At 43.0% G+C, this 16,330-nt stretch carries 16 protein-coding genes; 8 read left to right on the top strand and 8 right to left on the bottom strand.

Annotated features, from left to right (window positions below):
- The first annotated feature begins 6 nt into the window (after nt 1-6).
- The 4 genes from OW495_RS18910 to cobB all read left to right on the top strand — a co-directional run bounded on the left by OW495_RS18910 (nt 7) and on the right by cobB (nt 4,053).
- Nucleotides 7-1,080 carry a formate dehydrogenase subunit gamma gene (locus OW495_RS18910; protein WP_017107102.1) on the top strand — a complete coding sequence of 358 codons (1,074 nt, stop codon included), beginning with the start codon at nt 7-9 and terminating at the stop codon, nt 1,078-1,080.
- The gene (locus OW495_RS18905; RefSeq protein WP_010440849.1) at nt 1,064-1,480 is read left to right on the top strand and encodes a hypothetical protein; all 417 of its coding nucleotides are present in this window, start codon (nt 1,064-1,066) and stop codon (nt 1,478-1,480) included. Before OW495_RS18910 ends, OW495_RS18905 begins: the two co-directional genes overlap by 17 nt.
- A gap of 413 nt (nt 1,481-1,893) precedes the next feature.
- Complete coding sequence (locus OW495_RS18900) at nt 1,894-3,114, top strand: ammonium transporter (protein WP_099167315.1); 1,221 nt, start codon at nt 1,894-1,896, stop codon at nt 3,112-3,114.
- A gap of 204 nt (nt 3,115-3,318) precedes the next feature.
- The gene (gene cobB / locus OW495_RS18895) at nt 3,319-4,053 is read left to right on the top strand and encodes a Sir2 family NAD+-dependent deacetylase (RefSeq protein ID WP_065112610.1); all 735 of its coding nucleotides are present in this window, start codon (nt 3,319-3,321) and stop codon (nt 4,051-4,053) included.
- Nucleotides 4,054-4,186: 133 nt separating this feature from the next.
- On the opposite strand, the gene OW495_RS18890 is transcribed toward cobB, so the two are convergent.
- The 6 genes from OW495_RS18890 to potA form a co-directional block, all read right to left on the bottom strand.
- Nucleotides 4,187-5,002, bottom strand: a complete 816-nt coding sequence (locus OW495_RS18890; RefSeq protein ID WP_065112611.1) for a GGDEF domain-containing protein — start codon at nt 5,000-5,002, stop codon at nt 4,187-4,189.
- A gap of 83 nt (nt 5,003-5,085) precedes the next feature.
- Nucleotides 5,086-6,123, bottom strand: coding sequence for an extracellular solute-binding protein (locus tag OW495_RS18885; protein WP_289887760.1), 1,038 nt, complete (start codon nt 6,121-6,123; stop codon nt 5,086-5,088).
- Between the two features lie 227 nt (nt 6,124-6,350).
- Entirely contained in the window at nt 6,351-7,385 is a 1,035-nt protein-coding gene (locus OW495_RS18880; RefSeq protein WP_102512790.1) for an extracellular solute-binding protein, read from the bottom strand.
- A 148-nt stretch (nt 7,386-7,533) separates the two neighbouring features.
- Complete coding sequence (gene potC, locus OW495_RS18875) at nt 7,534-8,304, bottom strand: spermidine/putrescine ABC transporter permease PotC (protein WP_004733706.1); 771 nt, start codon at nt 8,302-8,304, stop codon at nt 7,534-7,536.
- Nucleotides 8,304-9,161 carry a spermidine/putrescine ABC transporter permease PotB gene (gene potB, locus OW495_RS18870; RefSeq protein ID WP_060467661.1) on the bottom strand — a complete coding sequence of 286 codons (858 nt, stop codon included), beginning with the start codon at nt 9,159-9,161 and terminating at the stop codon, nt 8,304-8,306. Before potB ends, potC begins: the two co-directional genes overlap by 1 nt.
- The gene (gene potA, locus OW495_RS18865) at nt 9,145-10,260 is read right to left on the bottom strand and encodes a spermidine/putrescine ABC transporter ATP-binding protein PotA (protein ID WP_102311103.1); all 1,116 of its coding nucleotides are present in this window, start codon (nt 10,258-10,260) and stop codon (nt 9,145-9,147) included. The genes potB and potA overlap by 17 nt, the downstream gene beginning before the upstream one ends.
- Before the next feature lie 330 nt (nt 10,261-10,590).
- Here potA and OW495_RS18860 point away from each other — a divergent pair, with 330 nt between their 5' ends.
- The 4 genes from OW495_RS18860 to ttcA all read left to right on the top strand — a co-directional run bounded on the left by OW495_RS18860 (nt 10,591) and on the right by ttcA (nt 14,307).
- Complete coding sequence (locus OW495_RS18860) at nt 10,591-11,454, top strand: hypothetical protein (RefSeq protein WP_102512789.1); 864 nt, start codon at nt 10,591-10,593, stop codon at nt 11,452-11,454.
- Nucleotides 11,447-12,295 (top strand): glucosaminidase domain-containing protein, encoded by an 849-nt coding sequence (locus OW495_RS18855; protein ID WP_065112613.1) that lies wholly within the window; start codon nt 11,447-11,449, stop codon nt 12,293-12,295. The genes OW495_RS18860 and OW495_RS18855 overlap by 8 nt, the downstream gene beginning before the upstream one ends.
- A 123-nt stretch (nt 12,296-12,418) precedes the next feature.
- On the top strand, nt 12,419-13,069 hold the full coding sequence (locus tag OW495_RS18850) for a DUF2987 domain-containing protein (RefSeq protein WP_076672085.1): 651 nt from the start codon (nt 12,419-12,421) through the stop codon (nt 13,067-13,069).
- Between the two features lie 344 nt (nt 13,070-13,413).
- On the top strand, nt 13,414-14,307 hold the full coding sequence (ttcA, locus tag OW495_RS18845) for a tRNA 2-thiocytidine(32) synthetase TtcA (protein ID WP_102339636.1): 894 nt from the start codon (nt 13,414-13,416) through the stop codon (nt 14,305-14,307).
- Nucleotides 14,308-14,442: 135 nt separating this feature from the next.
- Here the strand turns inward: ttcA and uspE are convergent, their stop codons facing one another.
- Nucleotides 14,443-15,393, bottom strand: coding sequence for a universal stress protein UspE (gene uspE / locus OW495_RS18840; protein WP_017108024.1), 951 nt, complete (start codon nt 15,391-15,393; stop codon nt 14,443-14,445).
- 132 nt (nt 15,394-15,525) lie between these two features.
- Nucleotides 15,526-16,272, bottom strand: a complete 747-nt coding sequence (locus tag OW495_RS18835; protein ID WP_004733691.1) for an FNR family transcription factor — start codon at nt 16,270-16,272, stop codon at nt 15,526-15,528.
- Nucleotides 16,273-16,330 lie beyond the last annotated feature (58 nt).

Here is a 16,330-nt window from a genome sequence, read left to right as displayed (position 1 = left end):
AGACATATGCTTACAATGTTTAAGCGTCTCTTCCTTGTTGTGCTGCCGATGTTGGCAGCACTAACAATGCTGTCTCCTTTGAGTCATGCATCTGAGACGAACTCATCACAAACTCAATCGAGCTCTGCTGAAAGAGAAATCACACAACTTGCTGGCGCTGATTTTTGGCGACAAGTAAGAAACGGTGAGGAAGGTTACACCACCTCTCAATCGGCTGAGCACGGTGTGTTAATCAGTACGCCCGGGCAAACGTGGTACATATTGAAAGAGAAGTGGATGTCGCCAGCCGGCGCAGTTGCTATCTTTGGCAGTATTGCTTTCGTTACTCTAATGTACGTTGTGATTGGCCCACTAATGCTGAGTGCGCCAAGAACTGGCCGTAAGATCAAACGTTGGTCTCGACTGGATCGTGCGTTGCACTGGAGCATGGCGTTTACTTTCTTAACGCTCGCGTTCAGTGGTTTGATGTTGGTTTACGGCAAGCACTTTTTGAAGCCGTACATTCCAACTGACCTTTGGGGCTTTATCGTTCTATTGGCGAAGCAATACCACAACTACATCGGCCCGATTTTCTATGTGCTGTTGATGGCTGTTCTTATCAAGTGGTGGCGCAAGTCAATCTTCAAGATGGTCGATATCCAGTGGTTCATGAAACTGGGTGGTATGGTAGGGAAACACAAAGGTTCTCATCCATCTGCAGAGTTTTCGAATGCGGGTGAAAAAGCGCTATTTTGGCTGCTTATCGTTATGGGCAGTGTCGCTGCGATCAGTGGCTTGGTGTTAGATTTCCCAATCTTTGGCCAAACACGACGTGATATGGAGCTTTCTAACTTAGTTCACATGCTTGCTGCTCTGATCCTTATCTGTGGCTTTGTGTTCCACATCTATATTGGCTTGTTCGGTATGGAAGGCGCACTAGAAGGTATGGTAACAGGCGAAGTCGATGAAACCTGGGCTAAAGAACACCATGACCTTTGGTACAAAGAAGTGATGGAACAAGAGAAAAACGGCGTTGAACAAAGCGCTAACGTAGCAACAGAGAAAACGGAAGGGGTGAATAAGAATGAACAAACCTCATAAGGGTATTTGGGTTGCTTACATCCTAAGCTGCTTTACACCATTTACTTGTCTTCTCTCTGGTGTGATTGCCATTATCTACGCGGGCTATCGTTTAGATAAAGGCGAAGACGGCGAAGTAGTGGATACCCATTACTACGGCTTGATTCGCTCGTTCTTCTTGAACCTGACGTTTTTTGTTGTGCTTATCGTCACGGTAGCGACCTCAAACGGCGTGTTGATCGGTGTGAACGATTACTGGTATCAAAACCATATTATCGATGACATCGCTTACTACATTCCATATGTGGGCATGTTATTTGGTGGTGTAGCGATTGTGGTGTGGTTTATTCGCATGTATCAAGGCATGCAGCGTTTAAGTCAAAACCTACCGCAAAACCCGACAACAGGTCCAAACCTTTAAGCGTTTATATGTTAAGTCGTTTGGGTTATCAAACTCGATAATAACGCCTTTGTCGATGAGTTAACTCTAATAAGCGAAAGACATTAAAAGCCCAGTGATTCATTTCACTGGGCTTTTTGTCGTTTGGTCGCTAGGTAACTGATCTAATGCCCTACATTGACCGCATCAATATGGTGCAACTCCCTCAATTGGTGCAATCAGTTATCGAATATTTTCTCTCTCTGAGAACCAATAAAGTGCACCTAATAAATTAACCAATAAATATCAACAACTTAAAGCAACACCTTGTTGCACGTTTTTTGCGTAACCGAGTTGGAACGCATCTTGCGTTTACTGTTGAGTCTTTAATTAATTACGACATCAATTCGCACGGTTCTAGTGCAATTGAGGCAAAGCTAAGGGAGAGAGCTTTAATGAGTCAAACGGTTAACCAAGTTCATAGCGCAGTACAGAGCTTGACGCAGAGTTCGGATACTCTATTTTTATTACTAGGCGCGATCATGGTCTTCTTAATGCATGCTGGTTTTGCATTTTTGGAAGTCGGTACAGTTAGAAAAAAGAACCAAGTTAATGCGTTGGTTAAGATCCTCTCGGACTTTGGAGTCTCCGCCATTGCTTACTTCTTTATCGGTTATTGGGTCGCGTATGGTGCTCACTTTTTTACAGACGCAGAAACGCTATCGCAAGGGAATGGATACGAGCTGGTTAAGTTTTTCTTCCTAATGACCTTTGCCGCAGCAATCCCTGCGATTGTATCCGGTGGTATTGCAGAACGTGCACGTTTCTACCCAATCTTGATTGCGACACTGTTTACCGTTGGATTCATCTACCCGTTTTTTGAAGGCATCATCTGGAACGGTAATTTTGGCTTTCAAGCATGGCTAGAAAGTCAGTTTGGTTACGGATTTCACGACTTCGCGGGTTCTGTTGTGGTTCATGGTGTTGGCGGCTGGATTGCATTGGTCGCGGTTTACTTCCTTGGCATGCGTAAAGGCCGAATCCGCGCTGGCAAACACACCAACTTCGCACCATCGAACATTCCTTTCTTAGCATTAGGTTCTTGGATCTTATGTGTGGGTTGGTTTGGCTTCAACGTGATGTCTGCTCAAGCAATCAACGGCATCAGTGGACTCGTTGCAATGAACTCATTGATGGCGATGGTCGGCGGCATTCTAGCGGCGCTTGTTGCAGGTAAGAATGACCCGGGCTTTATCCATAATGGTCCTTTGGCTGGCTTAGTAGCGATTTGTGCAGGTTCAGACTTAATGCACCCATTAGGCGCATTAGTGACTGGCGGCGTAGCTGGCGCATTGTTCGTTTACTTGTTCACTTACATGCAGAACAAAACACAGATAGATGATGTGCTAGGTGTGTGGCCTCTACACGGTGTATGTGGTGCATGGGGCGGCATTGCCGCGGGCATCTTCGGTCAGCAAGCATTCTGGGGGCTAGGGGGCGTAAGCTTCACTGCTCAGGTGATTGGTACACTAGCGGGCATTACGGTAGCTTTAATCGGTGCATTGGTTGTCTACGGTGTGTTGAGCAAAGTAACTGGCCTAAGGTTAAGTGAAGAAGATGAGTTTAATGGCGCGGATCTTTCTATCCATAAGATCTCATCAATCAACGAAGACTGATCACGCTTCAATAGATAAACATTAAGCGGCTTCGGCCGCTTTTTTTGTGCCTATTTCATTTCTGAACAGCAGATATCGAGCGAGTTATGTCACAAATAACCAATGAATTCAGTTGGCTAAGACTATGGTCTAATCCCTAAAACTATTGTTGGAATTTGAACAGTGCTAAGCTGTTACAAAGTGACATATCTAAAAGGACGTTATATGCATTTCCCATACAGAAATATCGTAATTCTTACTGGTGCCGGAATCTCAGCGGAGTCGGGGATACAAACATTTCGAGCGCAAGACGGATTATGGGAAAACCATAAAATCGAAGATGTCGCGACACCTGAAGGTTTTGCAAAAGATCCCGATTTGGTGCAAGAATTCTACAATAAGCGTCGTCATGGCTTACAAAGCGAAAGCATCCTGCCAAATGCAGCCCATAAGGCGCTAGGAGAGCTTGAAGACAAGCTCGACGGCAAAGTAACAATCATCACTCAAAACATCGACAATCTGCATGAGCGCGGTGGTAGCAGCAATATCATCCACATGCACGGCGAGCTATTGAAAGCGCGATGCAGCGAATCCAATCAGGTTATCGAGCATAAAGACAATATTGAAACCGGTGAGCTTTGTCATTGTTGCCAGATCCCAGCTCAAATGCGCCCTCATATTGTTTGGTTTGGCGAAATGCCGTTAAGAATGGGCGACATCTATTCTGCATTAGAAGACGCAGACTTGTTTATCTCTATCGGTACGTCAGGTGTGGTTTATCCAGCGGCCGGTTTTGTTCATGACGCTAGAATGCATGGCGCACACACTATCGAGATCAACCTTGAACCGAGTGCGGTTGAGAGCGAATTTGAAGAGAAACGCTACGGCAAAGCCAGTATTGAAGTGCCGAAATTAGTCGGTGAGCTGTTGTCTGTTGAGAAAGGATCTTTAACCGCTTAAACTCGATACAGAGCTTTTGATCGAGCCTTAGCCAAAAGGCAAATACGTCTAACTGCAAGTAAGTTAGATAGGTATTTGCTTTTTTGTTGATGAAGACTTTGTTCATAACGACAAATGGCGGCCTCTTAAAATCTTAACTCACTGAAGATTGAGAGCTAACATCGACTGAACGCTGCGCTTTTTTCATTTCGTACATCGCTTTATCTGACTTATCAAGCGCCTGCTGAAAGTCCTCTTGGCAAGTGACTTCAATGCCGTAAGAAAAGGAGATGTTTTCTCCGTGAAGTAGATTACTTACCTGACTGACGAACTCACCACCACGACCCAGCTGCGCTGTTGCAATAAACTCATCGCCGCCAACGCGAAACACCATTTCATCTTCTAATACCGCTTGGCTTAATGCCTGAGAGAAGCGAACGATCATGAGGTCTCCGACTTTATGGCCTTTACGGTCATTCACCTTTTTTAAACCATCCAAATCGAAATAGATGAGTTCGAATTCTTTCAATTTTATCGCATCGAACTTCTTACGGTTATACAAACCGGTTAGTTCATCTTGCTTACTTTGGTCTTTTAATTGGGTTGTCAGCTCAGTAATGCCGTAGGCAATAAGTAGGAAAGCTATTTGCAATAAACCATCTTCAAGAAAGGTGTCGAGTAGTTCGTTTCTGTCTGCCCATTCATCGAGATGTTTGAGTTCTGTGGTCACATCATAAAATAGGTTAAAAATAAGCAGTAGGGCGCCGTAACGAAGGACTTTGTGAGGGCGAATGGCGTGACGAGCAACGTAGTAGATGTACATGGTAATCACGAGCGTATTTGTTTCAAAAAACAGGTCGTAATTTGACTCTATATGTATAAACGAACTCAGGCCAAGCATCAAGAATGACGCAAGAAGCATTAAAGTAACAACCAATAATATAGGGTTCGCTGGCATTTTAAATCGCACTTCATATTGTTTATTCAATCCTATATAAAGTGTAGATAAAAATAAAGCGGCTTACGCCGCTTTATTAATCAGTCAGTAACAATCTAGTTGTTTACTTTAAGTTTTTGGAAGTACTCGTCATAAATGACGCTCGCTTCGCCAACTTCATCTTGCCAAACGCCGTTATCCATCACTGATTGTGGTGGGAAAACGTTCTTATCTTCAGCAAATTCTTTAGGAAGAAGAGGGTAAGCCGTTTTAACTGGCGTCGGGTAACCGATCTCTAAAGCAATCTTAGCTGCGTTTTCAGGGCGAAGAAGGAAGTCGATCATCTTATGTGCCGCTTCAGTGTTCTTAGCACCTGCTGGAATCGCTAGGCTGTCCATCCAGAAGATAGCGCCTTTCTCTGGCCAGATGATGTCTATCGTTGCGCCTTCTTGACGTGCCATGTAAGCAGAGCCATTCCAAAGCATACCAAGAGACACTTCACCCGCTAGGTAAGGGTTCGCTGGGAAATCTGAGTTAAATACCAATACGTTTGGCATCAGCTTACGAAGTTCTTCGTACGCTGCTTTGATTTCTTCAGGGTTCGTTGTGTTTGGAGAGTAACCCAGTTTAGACAGTGCGATATGGAAAACTTCACGAGAGTCATCCATCATCATCAGTTGACCTTCCCACTGTGTATCCCACAGATCGCCCCAGTTTTTAATTGAAGACTTGTCTAGCATATCTGAGTTGATACCAATACCCGTTGCGCCCCAGATGTATGGGATCGAGTAGTTGTTGTTTGGGTCAAATGGCTTATCTAAGTAATTTGTATCCAAATCTGCAAAGTGGCTTAGCTTAGTTTTATCAAGCTCTTGAAGCATGCCTTCTTTACGCATCTTAGAAACGAAGTAAGTAGAAGGAACTACTAAGTCGTAACCCGTACCTTGAGTTTTTAACTTAGCGTACATGCTTTCGTTAGACTCATAAGTTGAGTAATAGACTTTAATGCCAGTCTCTTCTGTGAAGTCTTCTAGTACTTCATTTGGAATATATTCAGACCAGTTGTAAAAATACAGTTCTTGGTCAGCTGCGAAAGAGGGTGTAGAAAGTAAAGTAGCAGCACACAATGCGCCGGTATACAGTGTTTTTTTCATTACTGTTCCGTTCATTTGTTTGATTTGGAGCTGGGTATTGAACCCAAAGTAAATGGATTTCTAAAAATCGCGCTGAATTATAGCAGTGATATAACAAAATAGGCAGCCTAAGCTGCCTATTCATTGATATTCTTATTTTTAACTTGTTGATTACCTAACTAGACTTGTTAAGTAAACCAGTTACTTACTAGCCTCTGTTGACCAGAGCAATTAGATAACGAACTCGCTTACTGACCGGCTTTAAGCTTCATGAAGTAATCTTCGTACTTCACTGTCTTATCGCCAACCGCAGCTTGCCATTCCACACGGTCAAGGTCTTCTTGTGACGGGAACAAAGCAGGGCTATCTTTGAACTTCTCATTAGACGCTTTAACTGCCGTTAGGTAGCCTGTGTCACGAGATATTTGCTCTGCGATTTCTGGGCGAAGTAGGAAGTCTATCATCTTATGAGCCGCTTCTACGTTTACTGCGCCAGAACTGATAGCAAAGTTATCAACCCAACCGATGCCGCCTTCTTTAGGGAAAACCAGTTTAATCGGCAGACCTTCATTTTGCGCTGCAGCAGCAGAACCGTTCCAAAGCATACCAAGACCCACTTCACCAGACATGTATGGCACACCAGGGTTATCAGAGTTAAACACAAGAACGTTCGGCATCAACTTACGCAGTTCAGCGTAGGCTTCGTCGATCTCTTGCTCGTTCGTCGTGTTACCGGAGTAACCTAACTTACGCAGCGCGATGTGGAACACTTCACGTGTGTCGTCCATCATCATTAGCTGACCTTCAAGTTCAGGCTTCCATAAATCTGCCCAGCTTTGGAAATCTTCTGGATCGTACATGTCTGTGTTAACAGCCAAACCAGTAATAGCAACTACGTGCGGAATAGAGTAGTCGTTATTAGGGTCGTACGGCTTATCTAGGTAGTTTGTATCTAGATTGGCAAAATTGTTTAGCTTAGTTTTGTCGATCTTTTGAAGCATGCCTTCGTCGCGCATTTTAGACACGAAGTAGGTTGAAGGAACCACAAGGTCGTAACCTTTATTGTGCGTTTTCAATTTTGCGTACAAAGTTTCATTCGACTCGTAAGTCGAGTAAATCACTTTGATGCCCGTTTCATCAGTGAACTGTTCTAAGATCTCACTATTGATGTAAGGTCCCCAGTTCATGAATACCAATTCTTTGTCATCTTTTGCAAACGATGGTGCAGATAACATTGAAAGCGCACATGCACTACCAGCTAATAGAGTAGCCCATTTTTTCATTGACGTTAGCTCCAAACTAAACGTTGCCTAAAGGCAGTAGATAGAAAAACAGAATGGCAATTTACCATTCTGTTTATGATTAACATTTTTATTGAACTTGAAGTATCTTAACTTCTTATCAAGTCAGTCTCTGTAAAGAGTAGGAGACTTACTTAATCTTCTCTCTCGCTAACAACTGAGAAATAATCACCAGTATTAACGACACCACTAACATCACTGTTGCTAGGGCATTGACCTCTGGAGATATACCGACTTTAACCATCGAGTAAATCTTCAGTGGTAAGATTTCGTAGGTTGGCCCTGTAACGAAAGAGCTGATGATCACATCGTCCAAAGACAGAGTGAAGCTCAATAACCAACCCGCAGCAACCGCTGGCTTAGCAAGAGGAAGGATAATCTGTTTTAAAATCGTCCATTCACTTGCACCTAAATCTTTTGCGGCTTCTAGCATCTTCACATCAAAGCCATTCAAGCGACTGTAGACCGTGACAACAACAAACGGCAAACAGAAAGTAATATGCGCTGCAAGTAGGGTAAAGAACCCAAGTTGCACACCCATTACCAAGAATAGCGCAAGAAGCGAAATCGCCATTACGATATCTGGTGACATCATTACGATGAACAACATGCCATTGACGATGCCTTTACCTTTAAATTGGTAACGGAATAGGGCAACGGCAGTCAGGCTTCCGACAATCGTTGCGGCAGTTGCTGAGAACACCGCTACGTTGATCGAGTGCCACGCAGCCTGCATTAGGCTGTCGTTGTTGATCAGCGCGTCATACCACTTAGTGGTAAAGCCACCCCATTTCATGCCGAATTTATTGGCATTAAATGAGTTCGCAATCAATACGATAATAGGTAGGTATAGAAAAGCGTATACCAGCGCCATAAAGCTGAACTTAACTGTGCGACCCATTAGTCTAGCTCCACTTTCTTATTCAATAACTTGCCTGCACGGTAGTAGGCATAAAGCATCACGGCCATAGCGGTAGTCAGTGCAATACTGGTTGCGGCGCCAAACGGCCAATCACGGGCATTAAGCACTTGGCTCTTAATGACGTTACCGATCAACAGGTTCTTAGCACCGCCCAACAAGTCTGAAATGTAGAACATGCCAAGCGCAGGGAGCAATACAAGTAAGCAACCGCCGATAATGCCAGGCATCGTTAGCGGTAAAACAACCTTCAATAGCGTTTGAAGTTTGTTCGCACCTAGATCTTTAGCTGCTTCTAAATAAGTATCGTCTAGCTTTTCGATCGCTGAATACAACGGCAAAATCATGAACGGAAGTAGGATATACACTAAACCGATCATTACTGCAGTTTCTGAATACATAATACGAAGTGGCTTATCGATAATGTCTAACGCCAACAAGCCTTTGTTCAACACACCTTGAGTACCCAGAACCACTTTTAATCCGTAAGTACGAATCAAAGAATTTGTCCAGAATGGCACAATCACTAGAAACAACATGATTGGACGCCATTTCGCAGGCATTTTTGCCACGATGTAGGCGAACGGGTAACCAATAATTAAACAAAGTAGGGTTGCGACAATTGCCATATAGAAAGAGTGCATCAACACTTTAAAATACAGCGGGTCAGCCAAACGCACGTAGTTGTCGAGAGTAAAGGTCATCTCGATCAAGTTCGCTTCATCACGAGTTAGAAAGCTAGTACCGATGATCATGATGTTTGGAATCATCACGAACAGCACTAACCAACCAGTGATTAAAGCAACAATCGCGTTTTGTAAATTAAACTTCTTGCTCATCTTCTAACACCACTTCCCAGCTCTCAACCCAAGTTACTGCAACTTTTTGGCCCAGTGAGTGATCAACATCAGGGTCATCTTCGTTGAAGAATTCGCTAACCATGACACGCATACCTGATTCAAGTTCTACGACTGAATCTAATGTCATGCCTTTGTAGGTTCGCTCGACAATGTGGCCAACAATACCGCTTTGGTCCGACTCTTTAATTTCTTCGATACGAAGATCTTCAGGGCGAAGTAGTACTTGCAGTTTTTGGCCCGGTGTTACGTCTTTATCGTGATAGATAATTGACTCTTCACCTTCGATTGTCGCAACAATGCGCTTTTCATCTTGACGAGATTTCGCTGTCGCTTCGAATACGTTAATTTCACCAATGAAACGAGCAACAAATAAGTTCTTAGGCTCTTCGTAGATTTCTCTTGGTGTTCCGTCTTGTTCAATCACGCCATCTCGCATAACAATAATACGGTCTGACATAGACAATGCTTCTTCTTGGTCATGCGTTACAAAGATGAACGTGATACCAAGTTGGCGTTGCAGTTGTTTAAGCTCAATTTGCATCTGTTTACGTAGTTTGTAATCAAGAGCAGATAGAGACTCATCCAACAAAAGAACCTTAGGCTTATTAACGACAGCACGAGCGATTGCGATACGTTGCTGTTGACCACCGGATAGCTGGTGTGGCTTTCGTTGTGCCATTTGTTGTAGGCGCACCATTTTTAAAGCATCCATTACACGAGGTTCAATCTCAGTGTTTGGCACTTTCTGCATGCGTAAACCAAATGCCACATTGTCGAAAACGGTCATATGTGGGAATAGGGCATAGCTTTGGAATACAGTGTTAACATGCCTTTGCTCAGCAGGAACTTGGGTTACATTCTGTTGGGCTAATAGTATTTCACCACTATCTGCCGTTTCAAACCCTGCAATCATTCTTAGTACCGTAGTTTTACCACAACCGGACGGGCCTAATATCGTGAGAAACTCACCATGATTTACGTTTAGATCAAGATTGCCGATGACTTCCTTACCATCGAAACTTTTACTAATGCCAGTTAACTGTACGACTGGCTTTCCTACTGATTTTTTAGCGTTCAACGTCTGTTTTTCTCCACCTTGGTTCTATTTGAGACCTGTTGCTATACACTTTTAAGGCGCGCATGATAATCACCAAAAACGTGAATTCAAAGCATTTTTTACCATTCGAAGATAAAAAATTTCGCAGGTAAAAGTAAACATCCTTTACCATACTGTTATTTATTGGGTTTACACCTTAATAAGTGTCTAATTATTAACCATTAAGACGCAAAAGCAAGCCTTGTTACAGATTCATATTTTAGTTTGTGTCCGACATATGAGTATAATGAAGGTAATTTTTTATCAATAAGTTAGGTGGCTTCAAGCAATTGAACACACCTAGGTATCAATATGAACAACGACATCGAAAAAGATTTTAATTTGGGCGGTAGTATCGACCGTGCACTTTCCGGCGATTATGAGCTCAAAGCAACGGCTGTATTCCAAGAAGCATGGAAACATACGGTAAGTCACTTTCTTTCGTTTTCTCCTGCGATCGTTGCATTGATGTTCGTGCAACTGGCTATTTTTTACATCGCATTGAAATTACAACTTGGTGATCCTGCAGTCATTTTAGATGCTGTTATCGACCCTGAGGCATTTACCCCACAAATCGTTGAATCGATTTTCATCGCTAACTTTAGCTATGAAGTGGTGAGTGCACCTATCTATGCGGGCATCAGCCTAATGGCAATGAGCCACGCTGCAGGTTTGCACACCAAAACTCGTCATATTGGTAAAGGCTTACAATTTACCGTACCGGTTATCTTGGTGACTTTGTTCAGTTTAATGCTGCAAGGTATCGCTGGGATGCTATTACCGTTTCTTTCTATCTACTTTTCACTGGCTTTCAGCCATTCAATCCTATTGATTTGTGATAAGAAAGTTCCGCCAATGCAATCACTGCTGCTTTCACTACGAGCGGTAAATAAGAAAATCTTCACCGTTGCATCTATTTACCTATTAGTGATGCTGATGTTTATCGTCGCTGCAATGATGTACGGCATTGGCTTGATCTTCGTTTTACCATTCTTCTTCCACGTGAAAGGCATTCTTTACCGCGAAATGTTTGGTATTAAGTTAAAAGTTATTGCGTCAGATCGACCAAATAACGATGACGATCATAACGACAGCAGCAATGACGACAATAATGACGGCGGCAACAACAGTAACGACGGTAACAAAAACAAAAATCCTCAGGTGTTCGATGCGTAATAATGTCAAAGGCAGCGCAAGTAAATCTCTTGCGTTAAAGGTTACTGCACTGGCGATCGTGGGCTCTATCTCACTGGTTGGCCCTTACATTTACCAAGAAGAAGAGCGCCGACGCTCGGCAGACCAAAGTTCAAATACATCAAGTGAATTTGGTGATTTGACCGTAGCTTCAGATCGACCAAATTTTGCGGCCATAGAAGATGTGAACGAGAAAAAAGAGACCTTCTTTTCTTACCTACGTCCTAGCATCAACATCGAGAACAAGCGAATTACCAAAGAGCGTGCGTTTTTAAACAAGATCTCTGAATCAGGTATTACGAATATTGATTCAGAAGACGTGTCGTATGCGAAAAGGCTAGGGAAGTTATACAGCTTGCCAGTGCCATCTTCAGGATTAGATCAAGCTTGGCTTACGGAAATGCTTAGTCGCGTTAACGTACTGCCAGAGGCGCTTGTATTGACACAGGCTGCTAATGAATCGGCTTGGGGTACATCTCGCTTTGCTACTAAAGCCAACAACTATTTCGGACATTGGTGTTACACCAAAGGTTGTGGTCTGGTTCCGCTACAACGTAACGAAGGCAGTTCGCATGAAGTGGCTACATTCTCTTCAAGCCAAGAATCAGTTCATCGTTACTTCATGAACTTGAACCGTAACCGTGCTTATGCCGATTTAAGAGCGATTCGAGCGAAGCTTGCTACTCAGGGCGACGATTTGTTAACCACTGAATCTGCGACAGAGCTAACCAACGGCTTGCTAAAATATTCTGAGCGAGGTTCAGACTATGTGACTGATTTACAAGCTATGATCCGTCACAACGAGGTATACTGGAAAAAGTAACTCGATTTGGTCTCAGTTTGGTTAACCACGAAAGTAAGTTATCATCCAAACAGCATCACACAAAGAGCAGCTAACAGCTGCTCTTTTTAATTATGAACGCTCAACTTCGACAAGATTATAATAATGAAAAAGACAGCACTCGCTCTATTAGCCTCACTCAGCCTTGGGGTTTCTCTTCCAGCTTCAGCTCAAGAATACATGTTCACGTATTCCAAGCTCTACACACAGCTTAAAAACAACACCAAAGAAGGGCATGATGATGTCAAAGTTGCGGTCTTCTTTGTTGATCAAAAAGCTCAGACAACTTGTCATATCAGCAAAGCTTGGATGGAGAAGGAAGAACATTATGAAGAGCTAAAAGTCTCTCCAGCCAATGAACTTCTTCTACCTGTCGATCAAAACCTACGTTCAGCTAATCCTCTTATCTTTGTACAAACACAAGAACAAGAGTGCGCGTATTCGCTGGTTGTCATGACACAGGAACCTTTAGCTGGAACGGTTGAAGTTGCACAGCTAGAAAGCCTGTTACCGCAGATGCAAGCGATGCTAGAAGACGTAAGCGGCATGTTCTCTAGTTGGTTCACACCAGATATCCAAGGCTTGACGTTAGAGTTTGATAATAAGCTTGAAGGCAACATTGCTCTGTCTAACGGTAAGCAAATCCCAATTGAAGAAGGGCGCGCGAAATTCACGCTGGCTGAGCTCAGTGGAAGTGACAGCATCACGTTACCAGAAGCCACTGTTCGAGTTTTGCCTTACATCCCAGCGCAATAATTACGAACAGCCTGAAGCTCTTTATTTCGCTTCAGTAAGATCTTTACGAAACAGCCTGTTCTTCTCTGAACAGGCTGTTTTTATTTATAGTCTTAAATCTAAACCTTTGATCTTGCCAAATCACATATCTCAATACTCTTTCATCATTGATTCTTACCTCTTATTACGACGTGTTTTCTCACCTCTAGAGAGCAGAACGCATGATATGGCAGGATCTTTCTCCTGCTCAGCTTGTTTATCCTACCGTTACTGTTTCAACCTGAAATAAAAATCCGTATAATCCACGCCCTAAAACAGTCCCACTAGCAATCTACAGTCGGTAATACGACGGTGTGAGAGTCGCAATGAACCAAAACGAAAATAAAAAAGATACACTTGAATTCAACAAGCTTCAGAAACTTCTAAGAAGAAATGTTGGGAATGCCATCGTCGACTACAACATGATCGAAGAGAATGATGTAGTAATGGCGTGCATTAGTGGCGGTAAAGATTCATTTGCGATGCTAGACATTTTGCTACGTTTACGTGAAGCAGCACCCATCAAATTTGATGTAGTGGCAGTAAACCTAGATCAAAAACAACCTGGGTTCCCTGAGCATATCCTTCCTGAGTACTTTGAAACTCTGAACATTCCTTACTACATCGTAGATAAAGATACGTACTCAGTGGTAAAAGAGAAAGTGCCAGAAGGTAAGACGACGTGTGGCCTTTGTTCGCGTCTGCGTCGTGGTACTTTGTACTCGTTTGCAGAGAAGATTGGCGCAACGAAGATTGCTCTAGGTCACCACCTAGACGACATTGTTGAGACTATGTTCCTGAACATGTTCCACGGTGCTCGTCTTAAGGCTATGCCGCCTAAGCTTCGCTCTGACGATGGTCGTAACGTAGTAATCCGTCCTCTGACTTACTGTCGCGAAACTGACCTAATCAAATACGCGGAGCACAAAGAGTTTCCGATCATTCCGTGTAACCTGTGTGGTTCTCAAGAAAACCTACAACGTCAAAACATCAAAGCGATGCTAATTGATTGGGATAAACAGACTCCAGGCCGTGTTGAGAAGGTCTTCAAGTCAATTCAGAACGTGAGTCCGAGCCAATTGGCAGACCGTGAGTTGTTTGATTTCATTAACTTACCGTTAGACCGTACTGAAGAGCGCAAAGCATACGAATTCGAAGAAGCTGAAGTCTCGTCGTCAAACATCGATGAGTCTCTGTACATTGATGTCACCAACGTTTAAGCCTTATTCGTCGAAGAATCTTATAACGTATAGATAAATAAAAACGCCTCAAGCAATGCTTGAGGCGTTTTTTTATAGGTTAAATATGCAGATTAAAATACATATTCAGATTGTCGATTTTTAAACCTTTAATCTTTAGCCTTTAGCAAGGTTAGGATCGAGAGGGCTCACATAACCCGATGGCTTAAGAGCCAGAACGTCACAATTAATCTTATCGATAACGTGCTCAGCGGTATTACCAATAAACACGGCAGATAAACCAGTACGGCCTGTCGTTCCTAAAATCACCATAGCGGCGCTGTTTTCAGACGCTACTCTTGGTATCACATCTTCTGGTAAACCTTGCTCAACAACCGTTTGCTCTTCGCACATACCATGCTTTTGACGCAGCGCTTTCATTGCCGTTAAGTGATGGCCGCGAACCGCATCTGTGTAAGACGTTGGATCAAACTCAGGCAATTCAATCGTAATGTTAGCTGGCGTAACCGGGTAGGCATTCACTAAGAAAGGTTCAGCATCCAGACGCCCCGTAATCTCAAGCAATCTATCAACCATAGTATCGTTAAGCTCTAAGTGAGCTTCTGTTTCTGAACCTACATGTACCGAAGCATAAATCTTCGCATTGTCAGGCCAGAAATCATTCTTAACTAAGAGCACTGGGCTAGGGCACTTTCTCAATAGGTGCCAGTCTGTAGGGGTGAAAATCACAGACTCTAAGGTATCGTGCTTGCGCGTACCCTTGATTAAGATCTCATGCCCGCCACTGTATACCTCTGCAATGATCGCTTCATAAGGGCGGTTATGCCAAACCACTTGAACATTAAATTCAATAGAATCATCAAGGTAAGGTTCCGCGACTTTATTCATCCAAATTTCGCGTTGATGAATCACACCTTTGCGCATTGCGTCTCTTTCATCAACAGAAAGCATTGATGTCATCTCATACGAGAAATCGTAAATCGACAAAAAGAAAGTGATGTGGCTTGTTGAAGTGCTTTTCTTTGCAAGTTGGATAGCACGAACTAGAGCAGGTTGCTCATCGTGATTAATGTCTGCGACAACTAAAATTTTGTTATAGATACTCATAACTAAGCCTACTTTTCAGACCGAACATATAAATAATGTAGCGTAGTTATGGAGAGATTAAGAGAAATATAAGAGGTTTTAGGGGAGAAACATGATGTAGCTCATTTTTGAACTACATCATTGATATCTAAACTATTCTTTTGAAACGCCAGCAAGTTCCATCAGAGCATCGTGATCTTCGATAGTGATGTATTTGCCTTTAACGCTCAAGATGTCAGCTTTCTGGAAACGACCTAATAGACGGCTGATTGTTTCAACAGTCAAACCAAGGTAGTTACCAATGTCGCCACGAGTCATCGTTAAGCGGAACTCTCTTGGGCTGAAACCACGTTGAGAGAAGCGAGTAGAAAGGTTGTAAAGGAATGCAGCAAGACGCTCTTCCGCGTTCTTTTTAGAAAGAAGCAGAATCATTTCTTGGTCACCTTTAATCTCGTTACTCATCAGGCGCATAATTTGCTGACGCAATTTAGGCATTTTTCCTGATAAGTCATCAAGGATCTCGTATGGAATTTCACACACCATAGAAGTTTCAAGTGCTTGTGCAAAGCTAGGGTGTTCGTCACCCGTAATCGCATCAAAACCAACAAGATCGCCCGCTAGATGGAATGCAGTAATCTGCTCATCACCTTGTTCGGTAATCGTGTAACTCTTGATCGTTCCAGAGCGAATAGCATACAGAGATTTAAGCTCGTCACCGGCTTTAAATAACTCTTGGCCTTTTTGAATAGGCTTTTTTCTCTCAATGATCTGATCAAGTTGATCAAGTTCAGATTCATTCAAAGTAAATGGGATACAGAGCTGGCTAATACTACAATCCTGGCAGTGGATTGCACAGCCACCAGACTGAACACGTTTCGTCACAGGCTTTTCAGAAATCATAACAATCTTTCACTATTTGATATACGTCAATATTTTAGCATTCCTTTATCCAGTTGGG

It is taken from the genome of Vibrio sp. 14N.309.X.WAT.E.F5 (assembly GCF_030397615.1).
Classification (GTDB): Bacteria; Pseudomonadota; Gammaproteobacteria; order Enterobacterales; family Vibrionaceae; genus Vibrio; species Vibrio lentus.
The sequence above is the reverse complement of the archived record's forward strand: the minus strand, read 5'-3'. Positions and strand labels throughout refer to the sequence as shown.